General features: G+C 67.6%; 12 protein-coding genes and 1 tRNA gene. 3 read left to right on the forward strand and 10 right to left on the reverse strand.

Annotated elements, in window-relative coordinates; all coding sequences use genetic code 11:
- Positions 1-58 precede the first annotated feature (58 nt).
- The 7 genes from pknB to ACFXKN_RS09205 all read right to left on the reverse strand — a co-directional run bounded on the left by pknB (position 59) and on the right by ACFXKN_RS09205 (position 9,961).
- Positions 59-1,954 (reverse strand): Stk1 family PASTA domain-containing Ser/Thr kinase, encoded by a 1,896-nt coding sequence (pknB, locus tag ACFXKN_RS09175; RefSeq protein ID WP_378947154.1) that lies wholly within the window; start codon positions 1,952-1,954, stop codon positions 59-61.
- Complete coding sequence (locus ACFXKN_RS09180) at positions 1,951-3,471, reverse strand: protein kinase (protein ID WP_379432828.1); 1,521 nt, start codon at positions 3,469-3,471, stop codon at positions 1,951-1,953. Before ACFXKN_RS09180 ends, pknB begins: the two co-directional genes overlap by 4 nt.
- Positions 3,472-3,508: 37 nt before the next feature.
- A complete protein-coding gene (locus tag ACFXKN_RS09185) occupies positions 3,509-4,981 on the reverse strand; it encodes a peptidoglycan D,D-transpeptidase FtsI family protein (protein WP_378947148.1) in 1,473 nt (490 codons plus the stop codon).
- Positions 4,978-6,450: an FtsW/RodA/SpoVE family cell cycle protein gene (locus ACFXKN_RS09190; RefSeq protein ID WP_378947143.1), complete on the reverse strand. Its 1,473-nt coding sequence runs from the start codon at positions 6,448-6,450 to the stop codon at positions 4,978-4,980. Before ACFXKN_RS09190 ends, ACFXKN_RS09185 begins: the two co-directional genes overlap by 4 nt.
- On the reverse strand, positions 6,450-7,901 hold the full coding sequence (locus ACFXKN_RS09195; RefSeq protein WP_378947140.1) for a PP2C family protein-serine/threonine phosphatase: 1,452 nt from the start codon (positions 7,899-7,901) through the stop codon (positions 6,450-6,452). The genes ACFXKN_RS09190 and ACFXKN_RS09195 overlap by 1 nt, the downstream gene beginning before the upstream one ends.
- Positions 7,898-8,374 (reverse strand): FHA domain-containing protein, encoded by a 477-nt coding sequence (locus tag ACFXKN_RS09200; RefSeq protein WP_062992366.1) that lies wholly within the window; start codon positions 8,372-8,374, stop codon positions 7,898-7,900. The genes ACFXKN_RS09195 and ACFXKN_RS09200 overlap by 4 nt, the downstream gene beginning before the upstream one ends.
- A 168-nt stretch (positions 8,375-8,542) precedes the next feature.
- A complete protein-coding gene (locus ACFXKN_RS09205; protein WP_378947136.1) occupies positions 8,543-9,961 on the reverse strand; it encodes an FhaA domain-containing protein in 1,419 nt (472 codons plus the stop codon).
- A 218-nt stretch (positions 9,962-10,179) separates the two neighbouring features.
- Between ACFXKN_RS09205 and ACFXKN_RS09210 the strand changes: the two genes are divergently transcribed.
- A tRNA-Leu gene (locus tag ACFXKN_RS09210) sits at positions 10,180-10,262 on the forward strand.
- Positions 10,263-10,440: 178 nt separating this feature from the next.
- Here ACFXKN_RS09210 and ACFXKN_RS09215 read toward each other — a convergent pair.
- Positions 10,441-11,079, reverse strand: a complete 639-nt coding sequence (locus tag ACFXKN_RS09215) for a class I SAM-dependent methyltransferase (RefSeq protein WP_378947130.1) — start codon at positions 11,077-11,079, stop codon at positions 10,441-10,443.
- A 92-nt stretch (positions 11,080-11,171) separates the two neighbouring features.
- Here ACFXKN_RS09215 and ACFXKN_RS09220 point away from each other — a divergent pair, with 92 nt between their 5' ends.
- Positions 11,172-12,593, forward strand: coding sequence for a hypothetical protein (locus tag ACFXKN_RS09220; RefSeq protein ID WP_378947127.1), 1,422 nt, complete (start codon positions 11,172-11,174; stop codon positions 12,591-12,593).
- An 801-nt stretch (positions 12,594-13,394) separates the two neighbouring features.
- Here the strand turns inward: ACFXKN_RS09220 and ACFXKN_RS09225 are convergent.
- Entirely contained in the window at positions 13,395-14,429 is a 1,035-nt protein-coding gene (locus ACFXKN_RS09225; protein ID WP_378947124.1) for a stage II sporulation protein M, read from the reverse strand.
- An 18-nt stretch (positions 14,430-14,447) separates the two neighbouring features.
- Between ACFXKN_RS09225 and ACFXKN_RS09230 the strand changes: the two genes are divergently transcribed.
- Positions 14,448-15,194 carry an RDD family protein gene (locus ACFXKN_RS09230; RefSeq protein WP_378947121.1) on the forward strand — a complete coding sequence of 249 codons (747 nt, stop codon included), beginning with the start codon at positions 14,448-14,450 and terminating at the stop codon, positions 15,192-15,194.
- 179 nt (positions 15,195-15,373) lie between these two features.
- Here ACFXKN_RS09230 and ACFXKN_RS09235 read toward each other — a convergent pair whose 3' ends face one another.
- Entirely contained in the window at positions 15,374-16,660 is a 1,287-nt protein-coding gene (locus tag ACFXKN_RS09235) for a DUF58 domain-containing protein (RefSeq protein WP_378947118.1), read from the reverse strand.
- Positions 16,661-16,664: the final 4 nt, after the last annotated feature.

The raw sequence follows: 16,664 nt of genomic DNA on the forward strand, positions 1-16,664 counted from the left end.
CAGCCTCATTCTGCGCCCGCGTGGCCGCGCCAGACGGGTTCGCCATCCAATCGAGACCTCAACGCGGAATCGGCGACGCTCCGACGTGCAAAACGATATTGCCGTTGAACGTCACCGACGAACCGGCCGCCGGACTCTGCCCGACGACCTTGCCCGAGGCATTGCCATCGAGGGTGATCACCGTGGTCTGGCTGAGCTGCCCGGTCCAGCCCTCGGCGCGCAACTTCTCCTGGGCCTGCACCGGCGTGAGTCCGGTCAGATCGGGGACGATGATCCGGTCACCGGAGGAGACATGGACCGTGATGGCCGAGCCCTTCTCCGCGTTGCTGCCGCCCGCCGGGTTGGTGGCGAGCACCTGGCCTTTGGGCAGCGAGGATTTCATTTCCTTGATGTCGACCGTGAAACCGGCGGAGTCGACCAGATTCGGCTGTGCGACGGAGATGTCCTGGCCGACCACGCTCGGCACGCGGACCTCTTCCGGCCCACCGCCCATGGTGAGGACAATCGGCCGGTCGATGTCGACCCGCACGCCCGCGCTCGGGTCCTGCGCGATCACCTTGTCGGTGTCGGCCGTACTCGACGGCTTGCGCGCCACATTCGGATCGAGTTGCAGCCCGAGCGAATTCAGCTGCCGCTCGGCGTCGGCCTGACTCATGCCGATCAGTCGCGGCAACTGCACCTGCGTCGGTCCGGTCGAGATCTGCAACGTCACGGTGCTGCCCTCGTCGATGCGCGAACCGCCGAGCGGCTGGGTCGCGATCACATTGCCCGGGGCCACCTTGCCATCCGGCTTCTCCTGCACGGCCACGAAGAAACCGGCCTGCTGCAGTGCGCTCTGCGCCTGCTGGGCGGTCTTGCCCGACAGGTCGGGAACGGCCACCTGATCGGCCTTGCTACCCGGCCCGACCAACACCCAGAACAGCCCGAACGCCACGGCCAACGCGGCAGCGACACCGAGCGCGATCAGCCCGGCACGGTTGCGCTCCTCGCCGACGGGCCCGACCACGGGGTGCTCGGAGGTGTCGTCGCGGCGGTCGTGAAAGGTCCGCGGGCCTGGCTCGTCGTCGTAATCGGTGCGGTCTTCGTCGTTCATCACCATCGGCGCGCTCGGCTTCTGCCCGCCGAGCACCCGGATCAGGTCGGCCCGCATCTCCGCGGCCGTCTGGTACCGGTTGGCCGGGTTCTTGGTCATCGCCTTGAGGATCACCGAGTCGAGTTCGCGCGGCACGCCGGGGTTGACCGACGACGGTAGTGGCGGATCCTCTTTGACGTGCTGGTAGGCGACCGCGATCGGCGAGTCACCGGTGAACGGCGGCTGCGCGGTGAGGATCTCGAACAGCACACAGCCGACCGAATACACATCCGAACGCGCGTCGACGGTCTCGCCGCGCGCCTGCTCGGGCGAAAGGTATTGGGCGGTGCCGATCACCGCGGCGGTCTGGGTCATCGGGTTGGCGCTGTCGGCGATCGCCCGCGCGATGCCGAAGTCCATCACCTTCACCGCACCGGCGCGGTTGATCATGATGTTGGCCGGCTTCATGTCGCGGTGCACGATGCCGGCCTTGTGGCTGAAATCGAGCGCGGCGCACACGTCGGCCACGACTTCCATCGCCTTGCGCGGCGCGAGCGGTCCCTTGCCGCGCACGATGTCGCGCAGGGTGTCGCCTTCGACGTACTCCATGACGATGTAGGGCAGCGGCCCGCCGTCGACGGTGGCTTCGCCGGTGTCGTACACAGCCACGATGGCCGGGTGGTTCAGCGCGGCCGCGTTCTGGGCTTCGCGCTTGAACCGCAGGTAGAACGTGGGATCGCGGGCCAGATCGGCCCGCAGCACCTTGATCGCCACGTCGCGGGACAGCCGCACGTCGCGGGCGCGGTGCACCTCGGACATGCCGCCGAACCCGATGATCTCGCCCAGCTCATACCGCGAGGAGAGATTCTTCGGGGTTGTCATCGTTGTCCTATGTTCGGGCCTACGGCCGTGTCGCTATCGGGGAACGGCAGGTCGAAGGTGGGCAGCTGGGGGCGGCCCACGGTGGTGGTTCCCCCGGCGGGCGCCGTGGTGGTCGGCTCCGGTTTGGTCGTCTTGGTCGTGGTGGTCGGCTTGGGTTTGGTCGTGGTGGTCGGCGGCACCGTGGTGGTCGGCGGCACGGTCGTGGTGGTCGGCGCCTCGGTGGTGGTCGTCGGGCGCGGCGGTTCCGTGGTGGTCGGTTCCTCGGTGGTGACGACCGGCGGCGGCACGGGCCTGGTGGTGGTCACCGGCGGCGGCAGCGGCTTGGTGGTCTGCACGGTGGTGGTCGTGGTCGGCGACTGCCGGTTCGGTTCACCGCCGAACAGCAACCACAACACACCGCCACCGAGCAGCAGCGCGCCGACACCGAGCGCGATCAGCCACTTCTGGTTGTTCTTGGCGTTGCTCGCCGGGACCGGCGCGGGCGCGGCGGCCTGGGTGGCCGGACCGCTGTAGCCACCGGTCTGCGGACCGACCGGGCCGCCCGGCTGATGGCCGAAGCGCATGGTGGCGCCGTCGTAGTCCGCCGCGGCCGCGGCGGCGGGGATCGCCACGGTCGGGCCGGGCGGAAGTACCCGGGTGGCACCGGTCATCGACGGACCGGTGGCGCCACCGGGGACCGGCGGCATGTGACCGGCGCGCACCGCGGCGACGGCATCGGCGAACTCGCCGCCGCTGCGGTAGCGCTGCAGCGGATCCTTGGCCATGGTGATGGCGATCAGTTCGTGCACGTTCGCGGGCAGGTCGTCGGGCATCGGCGGCGGCGCGTCGCGCACGTGCTTCATCGCGACTGTGATCGCACCCTCACCGGTGAACGGACGGACCCCGGCCAGGGCTTCGTAGCCGACGATGCCGAGCGCGTACACGTCCGAGGCTGCCGTGGCATCCTCGCCGACGGCCTGTTCGGGCGCGATGTACTGGGCAGTGCCCATCACCATGCCGGTCTTGGTCACCGGCGAGGCGTCCACCGCCTTGGCGATGCCGAAGTCGGTGATCTTCACCTGACCGGTCGGCGTGACCAGGATGTTGCCCGGCTTCACATCACGGTGCACCACGCCTGCCGCGTGCGCGACCTCCAGTGCGCGCCCGGTCTGCTCGAGCATGTCCAGACCCTGGATGACGGAGAGCCTGCCCATCCGATTGAGCACCGCGTTGAGCGGTTCGCCCTGCACGAGCTCCATCACCAGGTAGGCGGTCTCGCCGCCGGACGGGTCGGCGGTCTCGCCGTAGTCGTAGATACCCGCGATCCCGGGGGCGTTGAGCTGCGCGGTGGTGCGCGCTTCGACGCGGAACCGGGCACGGAAGGTCGGGTCGGCGGAGAACTCGGTCTTGAGGACCTTGACGGCCACTCGGCGATCGAGCCGAGTGTCCATCGCCTCCCACACCTGACCCATACCGCCCGTGGCGATGAGCCGCTGCAGGCGGTAGCGGTCGGCGATCATGGCGCCGTTGTTCAGCATCGGGGCCCCCGTGTTGTCACTCGCACACTCATTTCGTTCAGCCCCCTGCCAGGCCCGCGTCGAGCACAGACCTGGCGATCGGTGCCGCCACTGATCCTCCAGTGGCAGCCAACTGCCTGTCGCCGCCGTTTTCGACGATCACCGCGATGGCGATCTTCGGGTTCTGCGCGGGCGCGAAGGCCATATACCAAGCATGTGGCGGGGTGTTACGGGGATTACTGCCGTGTTCGGCGGTTCCGGTCTTGGACGCGATCTGGTACCGCGATCGTCCACCGCCCGCGGTATTGGCCTCCGAGGCGACCATCAGATCCGTCAGGGTCGACGCTACCTGGGGACTCACTGCCTGCCCGACGCTGACCGGTTTGGTCTTGCTGAGCTCCGACAGGTCAGGCGCTTGGGTCTGATCGACCAGATACGGCTGCATCCTGGTGCCGCCGTTGGCGATGGTCGCGGCGATCACCGCGACATTGAGCGGCGTCAGCGACACATCGCGCTGACCGATGCTCGACTGGCCGAGCGCGGCGTTGTCCGGGATCGGGCCGACGGTCGATTCGGCGACCGGGATCGGTACACCGGGCGGATCCTCGACACCGATGCCGAACGCGGCGGCCTCGTCCTTGAGCTTGGCCGCGCCGACCTTCACGCCGAGTTCGACGAACGCGGTGTTGCACGAACGCCGGAACGCTTCGTAGAGGCTGGCCGTCGGCTGGTCACCGCAGGTACTGCCGTTGTAGTTCTCCAGCGTGGTGCTGGTCCCGGGCAGGGTGATGTTGGGTGCCGCGGTGAACTGGTCGTTCGGCCCGGCGACACCGTTGGACAGCGCGGCCGCGGTGACGATGGTCTTGAACGTCGATCCCGGCGGATAGGTCTGCGAGACAGCGCGATTGAGCATCGGCTGACTCGGATCGGTGCTCAACCGCTCCCAGGCCGCCCGCCCCGCCGCGCCGTCGTGGCCCGACAGCTCGTTGGGGTCGTAGCTCGGCGTGGACACCATGGTCAAGATCTTGCCGGTGCTCGGCTCGATCGCCACGACGGCGCCGGTGTAGCCCTTCGACGTCATCTGCTCGTAGGCGACCTGCTGCATCACCGGATTCAGAGTGGTGAGCACGTTCGCGCCGCGCGGATCACGCCCGGAGAACATGTCGATGAGGCGCCGACCGAACAGGCTGGAGTCATTGCCCGACAGCAGCGGATCCTCGGCCAGCTCGAGCCCGGTCTTGCCGTACTGCATCGAGTAGAAGCCGGTGACCGGCGCGTAAGCCGGTGGGTCGGAGGGGTACTGACGCAGGTACTTGTACCGGTCGTCGGTCGAGACGGAGCCGGCGAGCACGGTACCGCCCGCGGAGATCTGACCGCGCTGGCGCGAGTACTCGTCGAGCAGCACCCGCGAGTTGCGCGGATCGCTGCGCAGGTCGTCGGCCTTGACCACCTGCAGGTAGGTCGCGTTCACGAGCAACGCCACCACCATCACCATGACGGCGACGGCGACGCGACGCAGAGGTGTGTTCATTCGCTCACCCTGCTTTCCGGCCTGCGGACCAGTTCCGTGGCCGCGTCGGCGATCGGGGCCGGCGCGCGCTTACGGGCCGGTGCCGGTGCGCGGGCCGCATCGGAGATCTTGATCAGCAGCGCGAGCAGCGCGTAGTTCGCCAGCAGCGACGAACCGCCATAGGAGATGAACGGCGTGGTCAGACCGGTGAGTGGAATCAGCTTGGTGACACCGCCGACAACCACGAACACCTGGATCGCGATGGTGAACGACAGGCCCGCCGCGAGCAACTTGCCGAAGCTGTCACGCACGGCCAGCGCGGTGCGCAGCCCGCGGACGATGAAGATCAGGAACAGCATCAGCACCGCGGTGAGCCCGATCAGGCCGAGTTCCTCGCCGATGGTGGTGACGATGAAGTCGGTCTTGGCGAAGGGCACCTGCTGGGGTCGGCCGCTGCCGAGGCCGGTGCCGGCGAGGCCGCCGGTGGCGAAGCCGAACATCGACTGCGAGATCTGGTAACCGGTGTTGTGGTAGTCGTCGAACGGGTGCAGCCAGGTGTCGACGCGCACACGCACATGCCCGAACAGCTGGTAGGCGAACACGAATCCGAGCGCGAGCAGCCCGCCGCCGATGACCAGCCAGCCCACCCGTTCGGTGGCGATATAGATCATCACCAGCACCGTGCCGAAGATGAGCAGCGAAGTGCCGAGATCCTTTTCGAGCACGAGCACGCCGATGCAGACGACCCACACGATCAGGACCGGGCCCATATCGCGCGGTCGCGGGAACTCCATCCCGAGGAAGTGCTTGCCCGCCGCGGTGAACAGGTCACGCTTGGCCACCAGCACGCCGGCGAAGAACACGATCAGCAGGATCTTCGCGAATTCACCTGGCTGCACACTGAATCCGGGCAGCCGGATCCAGATCTTGGCGCCGTTGACTTCGGAGAACTGGCTGGGCAACAGTGCGGGAATCGCCAGCGCGACCAGGCCGACCAGGCCTAGGGTGTAGGTGTAGCGCGCCAGCGTGCGGTAATCCCGCAAGACGATGAGCAGGCTGATGAACACCACGATGCCGAGGCCGGTCCACATGATCTGCTGGTTGGCGTCGGGGGAGGGGACCGGCGTCGAGTCGTATGCCGCTTTCTGCGCGTCCGCGAGATCGAGCCGGTGGATCAGCACCAGCCCCAATCCGTTGAGCAGCGCCACAATCGGTAGCAGGAGCGGGTCGGCGAACGGCGCGAACCGGCGCACCGCGAGATGGGCGATCCCGAACAGCGCGAGGAACGCCACCCCGTACTTGGCGATGTCGGTGGTGATCGACTGTTCCTGGCTTGCCTCGACGATGAACAACGACACCGTCGTGATGCCCGCCGCACCCGCCAGCAGCAGCAACTCCTGGTTGCGTCGCGTCGACGGCGGCGGCGCCGGCGCGAATCCACCAGGGGGACTGGGGAACGCCCCAGCCGACGGCGGTGGCGGTGCGGACATCAGTCCGTCACCCGGCAGTTCTCCCCTGAGATCTGCGGGGTTGTCGGGGGGACGGTCGTGGTGGTCGGTGCCGGGGTGGTCGGGGTCGGCGTCGCGGGCTGATCGGGGCCGGGAGTCGGTGCCCCGCCGGGGATCACCGGGGACTGCTCAGGCGGCAGTACGCCGGGCTGGGGCACCGTTTCCTTCTTCGGGCACGGCGGCAGGAGCTCGTTCTGCGCCAGCACCTTCATGCTGCCGCGCGCCTTGTCCAGCGAATCCGGCGGCAGGCCCTTCTGCACCTGGTCGCGGCCGGTCTGCTTCAGGTCACTGACCATCAGCGTCTTGCAGCCACTCGGCGCGGACTTACCCACCTCGACGAGCGTGAGCTCGCTCTTGCTGTTCACACAGCCCTGCAGCTCCACGTCGTGGATCGAGTAGCCGAGGATCGAACCGGGCAGGCCGCGCATCACGACCACCTTGTCGTTGTCGGCGCCCACGTAGTAGTTGCTGCGAATCATCTTGTAGCCAACCACGAGTCCGATGGCGACCGCGGCGATCAGGGCCAGCGACAACAGCAGCCAGCGCAGCTTGTGCGACTTCGTTTCCGGCGGCGGCGGTACGGCGGCGGCCCTGCGCGGTTGCGCGCGCGGCGGGCGCATGGCGGCGGCGCGCCCTGCCGCGGTGTTCGGCGGCGGGGAGTCTTCCTCCTCCTCGGTGGAGGCGGCGCCCGCGAGGATCGGGTGGCTCTGGCCGTAGTCGAGGTCGATCACATCGGCGACGACGACGGTCACATTGTCGGGACCACCGCTGCGCAACGCCAGCTCGATGAGCCGGTCGGCGCACTCGTCGGTATTGCCCTCGCGCATGGTGTTGCCGATGGTCTCATCGCTCACCACGTCCGAAAGTCCGTCGGAGCACAGCAGATAACGATCACCGGCGCGGGCTTCGCGCATGATCAGCGTCGGCTCGATCTCGTTGCCGGTGAGGGCACGCATGATCAGCGAGCGCTGCGGATGGGTGTGCGCCTGCTCCGGGGTGATCCGGCCTTCGTCGACCAGCGATTGCACGAACGTGTCATCGCGGGTGATCTGGGTCAGTTCGCCGTCGCGCAGCAGGTAGGCCCGCGAGTCGCCGATGTGGACCATGCCGAGCTTGCGGCCCGCGAACAGGATGGCGGTGAGCGTGGTGCCCATGCCGTCGAGTTCGGGTTCGGCCTCGACGTGGTCGGCGATGGCGGCATTGCCGGAATGCGTGGCGTGGTCGAGCTTTCCGAGGATGTCGTCGCCGGGCTCGTCGTCGTCGAGATGCGCCAACGCGGCGATCATCAACTGGGAGGCCACTTCTCCGGCGGCGTGCCCACCCATGCCGTCGGCCAGCGCTAATAGGCGTGCGCCCGCGTAGACCGAATCTTCGTTGTTGCCCCGGACGAGTCCGCGGTCGCTTCGCGCTGTGTAGCGCAGAACAAGTGTCACGATCGCAGCTCGATCACTGTTTTGCCGACTCGCACCGGAGTGCCGAGCGGAACACGGACGGCGGTGGTGACTTTCGCGCGGTCGAGATATGTGCCATTGGTGGAACCGAGGTCTTCCACGTACCAGTCGTCACCACGCTGAGACAGTCGCGCGTGCCTGGTCGAGGCGTAGTCGTCGGTGAGTACCAGCGTGGAATCGTCGGCGCGTCCGATGAGGACCGGTTGCGTGCCGAGGGTGATTCGAGTGCCGGCGAGTGAACCATGAGTCACCACTAGATACTTGGCGCCCTTCTGGCTTCGGCTGAAGGAGGGCAGTCCGATGGACCCACGATTTCCGCGGGTTGCCCTCGGCTGTATCCGTATGCCGGATGCCGCGTAGATATCGCTGCGCAAGGTCCGCAGAACGGCCCAGACGAACAACCAGAGCAGCAGCAGGAACCCCGCGCGGGTCAATTGCAGGATCAATCCCTGCACGGCGTTCCACCTCCTGTTCGCCCGGGTACGTCGGTACGGCAGGTGCGGGGCGAACCACCCCCACCAGCGTGCTGGCTTGCGGGCCCCGAGGTCGGGACCGTGCGTGTAATGGCAGCATCATAGAGCCGACAGCGTCGACTCGTGACGTGCACCGCGCAGCTTACGGGATCAGACGATCCGGATCAGGATCTCGGAATGTCCGGCCCGGATGACGTCGCCATCGGCGAGCTGCCAATCCTGCACGGGGGAACCGTTGACGAGCGTTCCGTTGGTGGAACCCAGGTCGGAGAGCATGGCCGTCTGGCCGTCCCAGCGCACCTCGATATGGCGACGCGACACACCTGTGTCGGGCAGCCGGAAGTGGGCATCCTGGCCGCGGCCGAGGATGTTGGAACCCTCGCGCAGCGCGTAGGTGCGGCCGCTGCCGTCGTCGAGCTGGAGGGTGGCCGAGTAGCTCGACTGGGCGGCGGCGTAGCCCGCGCCCTGCTGCTGGCCGTAGCCCTGCTGGCCGTAACCGGCGGCGGGCTGGGCGTAGCCGCCCTGCTCCTCCTGGCCGTAGGCGGGCTCGGCGTAACCGGGCTGCGCGCCGTAAGCCTGCTGGCCGTAGCCCTGCTGCTGTGGTTCGGCGTAGCCCTGCTGGCCGTAGCCGCCCTGCTGGTCGTAGCCGGGCTCGGCGTAGCCCTGTTGGCCGTAACCGGCCTGCTGGCCGTAGCCCTGCTGCTGTGGTTCGGCGTAGCCCTGCTGGCCGTAGCCGCCCTGCTGGTCGTAGCCAGGTTCGGCGTAACCGGGCTGCGCGCCGTAGCCGCCCTGCTGGCTGTAGGCCTGCTGGCCGTAGCCGCCCTGCTGGTCGTAGCCGGGCTCGCCGTACGCGGGCTGGGCGCCGTAGCCGCCCTGCTGGCCGTAGCCCTGCTGTGCGGGCGCGGCGGGGTCGTAGCCGCTCTGGTATTCGCCACCCTGCTGGCCGTAGGCGTCGCCGTATCCGGGCTGCGCCTCGGGCGCGCCGTAGCCGCCACCGCGGCCGTAATCATCGGCCGGGTAGGAAGCCCCTGGCGCGCCTGCGGGCGGCGGTGCGTACCCGCGGTTGCGTGGATCGGACTCCGCGGGCTCTCGGCCGGGCTCGTAGCCTGAGTTATGCGTCATGGGGCCAGCTCCTGGTTGCGGGTGTGCGGGTCGTTGTGGCGGTCCGGGGCGAGGTGGGGCCGTCCCACGGCCGGCGTCGGGGTCGACGCGGCCGCTCGCTCTGAACATTCCGGTGTGCAGCGTAGGTGATGCCTCGAACGCTACGTGCACTTCGCCGTAGGTCTGCCAGCCCTGCTCGCGGATGTAATCCTGCAGATGTTTGGCGAACGCTTTGGTCGTCAGGTCGTGATCGGCGTCGAGCTTGCCGTGATCGGTTTCGTTGATCGTGATCACGTAACTGTTCGGTGCGAGTCGGTGCCCGCCCTCCAGATCCTGGATCTGATCTGCGGCTTCTCGCTGCAGCGCTGCCTCCACCTCCTGGGGGACCACGCTGCCGCCGAACACCCGAGCGAACACGTCACCGACAGCGCCCTGCAAGCGACGTTCGAATCTCGACACGATGCCCATCACAGCCCTCCCTTCGGTGCGAGTGTCCGCCCTCCCGGCACGCTCGCTACGGCGTGTCCGGACGCGACCACGTTCCTTGCATGATATCCACGATCCTCTACCTGGGTAACTCCCGGCGGCGCCCCCCGGTTCCCGCGCTGGCTTCAACGGCATCACCGCAGGTCAGAGAATCGATTTTATTTTCGCCCGCGGGGCATGTTAGATTTTTCCAGTCGCTCGGGCGAGTGGCGGAATGGCAGACGCGCTGGCTTCAGGTGCCAGTGTCCGTAAGGACGTGGGGGTTCAAGTCCCCCTTCGCCCACACAGACTAAGGCTCGATCCTTCTGGATCGGGCCTTCAGTCATTTCCGGGGGTCAGGGGCGGGCATGGCGATGGTCAGGCCCGCGTCGGTTCTTGCCTGTACTAATAGGCCCTTTGTCGCCGTGCCGACTTGGTTGTCGAGCTCGTCGTTGAAGGCACGGTGAGGTCAAGAGTTCTGGTCAGACCTTGCGGGCGATCAGCAGATGGTGCGGGATCGGCGGATTCGCCAAGGTGCGCTGCTCCACGGTCAGTCCCGCGGTGGTCAGTGCCGCCACCACATCGGCAACCGGACGCAAAGTGAATCCATAAGGCGTGAAGGGCATGGTGGCCATGGCTTCGGGATCGCCGATCCCGATCACCGCGGTGCCGCCGGGGCGCAGCACGCGAGCGAGTTCGGCGCAGGCGGCGGGGAGGTCGTCGAGGAAGTAGATGGTGTTGACGGTGATCGCCGCGTGCACACTCGCGTCGGGCAGCGGGAGCGCGGTGAGGGTGCCGTCGGCGAGCGCGAGGCGGCCCTCGGCGACCTCCATGGCGAAACGGCCACGGGCGCGGGCGAGCATGTCGGGCGACGGCTCGACGCCGTACACCACGCCTTCGGCACCGACGCGGGCCAGCAACAACTCCAGGCCGACCCCGCCACCGAAGCCGATATCGGCGACCGTTGCCCCGGCGGTCGGCGCCGCGGCGGCGACGGCCGCTGCGATGGCACGCTTGTTCCCGCGATTGAGCACGAACGCCACGCCCTTGCCGAGCACACCGTGCGGATTGCCGAGCTGCCCGGCGATTGTCGTGAGCAGGCGATCTTTGACCCCGGTCATGCCGCCATCGTAGGCGGCGTTTTCTCGTCGCTGGTGCCGCAGGGTGAGCCGAATACTTTTCCTCCGACCGGAATTCGGGTTCGATACAGACCGTGCCGCCTGCAACCCGCCGCTTCATTGCCCGCGCCGCCGTCCTGGCCCTCGTCTCGTCGGGTGCCTGGTCGATTCCCGCGTCGGCCGACCCGCCGCCGGTGACCGGCCCGCTCGTGGCCAACCCTTTCCTCGGTCCGCTCGGGACAGCGACCATGCACGGGGATGCGGGGTCATCGGATGTGACTCCGCTGGCCGGGCCTGCCGCCGGGGCCGGTGTCACGGTGTATCCGCTCGGGGCGGCGTGCCCGACGCTGCTCGAAGGCGCGGATGGCTTGGTGGTGGGGTTGTGCACCGCCATCGCGGGGCAGACGCCGACGGTGTTTCTGTTCGACTCGGGAGCGTCGGGGCCGGTCGGTGGCGCGCTTGCTTCGTTGCCGCTGACCAAGGGGAGCTTGCTCGGCGGGGTGTATGCCTATCTCGACAACGAGGATCGGCTGGTGGTTGTCGACGGTGGGCGACGGCTGCTGCGGGTCACTCATGTTCGCGGTGACGACGGTGCGTGGCGGTTGACCGCCACCGTGCAGGCGGATCTGAGCAGCTCGATTCCCCAGGGCGACAACGTGACCGGACTCGTTCCCGATTGGGCAGGCAACGTCTGGTTCGCGACGGGACATGGGGTGGTCGGGTTCGTCGAACCGCAAGGGCGGGTGGGGACGGTAGCGCTGCCATCCGGGGAACTGGTGGCCAACAGCATTTCGTCGGCGCCCAATGGCGGTGTGGCCGTGGCGAGTACGCATGCGCTGTACGAGCTGTATGCGAAAGCCGGTGAGCCCGAGATTCGTTGGCGATCTGCCTACGATCGCGGTAGCGCGCGGAAACCGGGTCAGCTCAGCTGGGGCACCGGCTCGACGCCGACGTACTTCGGGCCGGTGCGCGGCGACGAGTATCTCGCCATCGTCGACAATGCCGACGATCAGGTGCGGCTCATCGTGGCGCGCTCCGGTTCGGGTGAGCAGGTCTGCTCGGTTCCGGTTCCTGTCGGCGGCAGCGAGAATTCGCCGATCGCGGTCGGTTCGTCGATCTTCGTCGCGAGCACCTACGGCTATCCGTATCCCACCGTTCCCGAGGGCGCAGGCCCGGCCGTTCCGGCGAGCGCGCCGTTTCGCGGCGGCCTGAGCCGGGTCGATCTCACTGCCGAGGGTTGTGTCCCGGTGTGGGACAGCCGGGTACGCAGCGCGGCCGTCCCGCGACTGTCGCTCGCCGACGACGGCATCCACACTCTGCGCCGTGTCGGACCCGACGTGACAACCCCCCTCGACGGATTCGACTATGTCGTTATCGACCCGGCGACGGGCGCCGTACGCGCCTCGACTCCGCTGCCGGGCACGGTCGCCGAGGACCCGCTGCAGATGGCCGCGCTCATCACCCGTGACGGCGCGCTGTGGCAGGGAACCATCTCGGGGGTCGTCCGGGTCGGCTGAGGCCGCCTCGCCCGCGCAAACCCGACCCCGCGCCTGTTTCGGCTGCCTGACGACTTATCGCAGCGTTGGCGATATCGACGCGCCGTCTGGCCGTTCACCGGGTCTCGCATGCCTGCACAGGCCCGATCACCGCAGGTGAGGCGAAGGTCACACTGCCCGTGCAACCTTGTATTCCGGATGTTCTTCTGCCGATTTCTGTCCGTTCGGCGGACCTTTCGCAACCAGTCGTCCGTCCAGTTAGAGCCGATGAATTCGGTGTTTCACGGCGATTGCTGGGCGTGCGTCTTGTTTGCAGAGTAGTTAACAAACTTGAAGTCTCTTTTCCTGTTTCAAGTAGTCGGCAACCGTAATTCCGTTGCCGAAACCCCAGGTGACAGCTATGGGGAGGGGTCGGTGTGATCCGGGGCAACCTTGCCCGAAATTCGCGCGCGGGTGCCATCGAGGATGCGTGACTCGTTATCGAAGGTTTGCTCGGGGTGAATTCTCGGTGCCGCCGACAGCGCGATGAAGGTGGCGCCGGAAGTTTGCTGAGGGGGTGAAAAACAGTGCGTCCACAGGCCTTTGCACGTTCGCAATTCCTACCCCGGACCTGCGCGTTGGGGGTTGCATGGGCATAACGATTGTGTACAGTTGACGGTAACGCTGGCCGCAGTTCGAGCCCGACTCGCTGCGGCCAGCGGAACTCAAATGGGGGAGTTCTTCACCGTCTCTTAACCTTCCGTAGCTGCCGATTGTCCGGTGCTGTCCCGGCGCGGTGTGCTCGGAGTTGTCGGCCGCACAGATGTACGTGCAGATGCGAGCTCACGCCCGGTCGAGAACCTTCGCCGGCGCCATCAGCCACCGGTCGGCCGGATCCGCCGACATCACCGGTATCGCTGCCTCGGCATCCTGTTCCTCGGCCACCCGCCTGCCGATCCCGAAGACGTAGTACAGGAACAGCGCCTCGGCCGTGAACCCCAGCGCGATCCGCACGGGCGCGGGCAGCGGGCTCGGGGTCACGAAACCCTCCAGCAGCCCACACACCAGCAGCACGCACACCAGCCCGAGCGCCACCGTCGCGGTCGCGCGCCCCTGCCTGGCCATCGCGGCCGCCCTGCTGCGCCGTCCCGGGTCGACCAGCGTCCACCCGAGCTTCAACCCCACCCCGCCCGCGACGAACAGCGCGGTGAGCTCCAGCGTGCCGTGCGGCAGGATGAAGCCGAAGAACGAATCCAGCCGGCCCGCCTCGGCCATCAATCCACCGGTTATCCCCAGATTCAGCGCATTCATGAACAGTGCGTACACAGCCGGGAGGATCAGTACACCGGTGAACAACGCGATCGCCGACACCAGCGAATTGTGTGTCCACACCTTCGCGGCGAAGGCCTCGTTGGGGTGCTCCGAGTAGTACGTCTCGAACGAACCCCCAGGTCCGGTGACATCTGACAGGTCGCCCTCGGGTATCCCCAGCGCATCGCGAGCCGCGGCCGAACGATCGACAAGCACGCCGATCACACCCGCGACGGCGAGAAAGATCGCAGTTGTCCCCAACCACCACGGCCAGGCTCTATACACAGCTGATGGAAAGTGGCGGGTGAAGAACCGGCCCACTTCGCGCCACGGCTGCGACCGCGCCGCGAGTACCCGCCCGCGTGCGCGCGCCAGCAGCGCGCTGAGCCGGTCGACGAGCTCCGGATCCGGGTGGTGCGCCTGCAATCTCGCCAGCTGCTGCGAGGTGGACCGATACAACCGCACCAGCTCATCGGCCTCCGCGCCGGAAAGCTTGCGCTGGCGAACCAGCTGATCCAGCCGATACCACGACCGTTGATTCGCCCAGCTGTAGGCATCGGTGTCCATATCGGGAATGCTAGCCACATGGCTGAATTCACCACCGGCGAAGCGGTAGCGCTCGAACTGCCGATCGCGCGCATACCCAGCCGTGCGGGCGCTTTTCTGCTCGACCTGATGCTCCAGCTCGCCCTCGCCGCGACCCTGCAGTACATCTTGATGCTCGTGCTGCTGGCCACTGACGCCGACTCCGCCTGGTTCTCGGTGACGGCGGTCGTCACGCTGGTGACCGTGCTGATCGCCTACCCGGTGTGCAGCGAAACCGTCTCGCGCGGGCGATCACTGGGCAAGCTGGCGTTCGGATTGCGTGTGGTGCGGGCCGACGCCGGGCCGATCGACTTCCGGCACGCGCTCACCCGCGGCCTCGCGGGGGCGATTGTGGATTTCTGGATGCTCGGTGCGTTCGGCGCGGTCGCCGTTGTCACGTCGCTGTGTTCGCGCGATGGCAAGCGAGTGGGCGACGTGCTGGCCGGAACGGTAGTTGTGCACACCCGCCAGGCCATGCCGATGCCGTCGCTGGCCGTCGCGCCGCCGTGGTTGACAGGCTGGTCGGCGCAGCTGGATCCGAGTGCGATCTCCGACGAACTGGCCGGCGCGGCGCGACGGTATCTGATCCGGCTGCCGACACTCACGCCGCCCACACAGCACTATTTGGGCACTCAGCTTGTCGAGGCGATGTGTGCGGCGCTGCGCTGCCCGGTGCCTGTCGGCTACCCGCCGTATCACGTGCTCGGCGCGATTCTCGCTCGGCGACAGCAGCTTTCGCTGAGGTAAATGCACAGGCTGTGGATGAATCAGCTGTGCACGAATCAGGCTGCGCGCGAACCTACCTGTGCACAACCCAGCCTGTGGATGAATCTGTTGGCGAGTCGGTGGATGACCTGTGAGTACTGGTGGAAACTGCGGTTATCCACAACCACGTGCGGTTGTGCACAATTCGCGATGTCCACAGATCACAGCGAGCCGGACTGCTTGAGTTCGAGGTATTCGTCGGCCAGCGCCTCGGGCAGGTGATCGGGGGCCGCGGCCACCACAGCCACCCCGCGCCGCCGCAGTGATTCCTGCACGAAGGCGCGTTCGGCCAGCACGGTTTCGGCGGCGGCAGCGGTGTAGACCGCCGCACGATCGCCCGCCGCCGCGGCGATATCGGGATCGGTGACGGAGACGATCAGCACCCGATGACGCCGCGTGAGCGTCGGCAGTGCGGGCACCAGGTGCTCGGTGACGGTCGGCCCGTCGAGACTGGTGAACCACACGATCAACGCCCGCCTGCGAACCCGCGAGATCACGGTGCGAACCAGCCCGTCAGTGTCGGTGTCCACCAGCTGTGGAGTAACCCCCGCAAGGGTGTGCATAAGTTTCAGCGGCAGCTGATTGCCGCTCGCACCACTTACTTCCGCGCGCACTCGGCGGTCGTAGGCCAGCAGATCGACCGTATCGCCCGCGGCCGCGGCCAGCCCGCCGAGCAGCAGCGCCGCTTCGATCGCACTGTCGAGCCGGGTGCTATCGCCGACCCGGCCCGCACTGGCCCGCCCGGTATCGAGGACCATCAGCAGCTGCCGGTTGCGTTCGGGCCGCCAGGTCCGGACCAGTACGTCATTGGCGCGCGCGGTGGCCCGCCAGTCGATGCTGCGCACGTCATCGCCCGCCACGTACTCGCGGAACGAATCGAACTCGGTGCCCTGCCCGCGCGTATTGGCGACATTGCGGCCCTCGAGATGATGCAGCCGCTTCACCTTCGAACGCAGCAGTCGCTCACTGCGAAACGCGGGCAGCGCGCGCACCCTGGCGGGCACATCGACCCGGCTCTGCCGTCCCGCCAGACCCAGCGGCCCGAGCAGCCGTACCGTCACCGGTCCTGCGACCCGATCGCCGCGATAGGTGGGAGTCAGGCTGGTGCGCAAGCGAATTCGGGTGTGCGGAGCCAGATCAAGGTGCTGTTCGCGGATTTCGGCACGCGCGCTGTCGGGCCAGGCGTCCCACAGCATGCCGCGCACGGTGGCCGTGCCGGTATTGGTGACCACCAGTTCCACCTCGGTGCCGCGACCGAGCCGCACCACCGTCAACGGATCGCGGGTCAGCGACAGCGAATCCGCCCGCGCGGTGAGCGCGAGATCGGTGAGCAGCAGCGCCACCAGCACCGCGCACGCGCCGAGTACCCCGATCCCGGTCGGCACCACGAACATCACCACCGCCGCCGCGAGCGTGGCGAGTAGCGCGAATCGGCCTGTGACCACCACGTCG

This window comes from Nocardia sp. NPDC059195 (assembly GCF_042754695.1).
In the GTDB taxonomy this organism is placed as follows: Bacteria; Actinomycetota; Actinomycetes; order Mycobacteriales; family Mycobacteriaceae; genus Nocardia.

Bases quoted from the DNA above. Each gene is read 5' to 3' on its own strand.
- ACFXKN_RS09225 (WP_378947124.1), bottom strand. From the start codon at position 14,429: ATGGACACCGATGCCTACAGCTGGGCGAATCAACGGTCGTGGTATCGG.
- pknB (WP_378947154.1), bottom strand. From the start codon at position 1,954: ATGACAACCCCGAAGAATCTCTCCTCGCGGTATGAGCTGGGCGAGATC.
- ACFXKN_RS09205 (WP_378947136.1), bottom strand. From the start codon at position 9,961: ATGGGCATCGTGTCGAGATTCGAACGTCGCTTGCAGGGCGCTGTCGGT.
- ACFXKN_RS09215 (WP_378947130.1), bottom strand. From the start codon at position 11,079: ATGACCGGGGTCAAAGATCGCCTGCTCACGACAATCGCCGGGCAGCTC.
- ACFXKN_RS09180 (WP_379432828.1), bottom strand. From the start codon at position 3,471: ATGCTGAACAACGGCGCCATGATCGCCGACCGCTACCGCCTGCAGCGG.
- ACFXKN_RS09230 (WP_378947121.1), top strand. From the start codon at position 14,448: ATGGCTGAATTCACCACCGGCGAAGCGGTAGCGCTCGAACTGCCGATC.
- ACFXKN_RS09190 (WP_378947143.1), bottom strand. From the start codon at position 6,450: ATGTCCGCACCGCCACCGCCGTCGGCTGGGGCGTTCCCCAGTCCCCCT.
- ACFXKN_RS09185 (WP_378947148.1), bottom strand. From the start codon at position 4,981: ATGAACACACCTCTGCGTCGCGTCGCCGTCGCCGTCATGGTGATGGTG.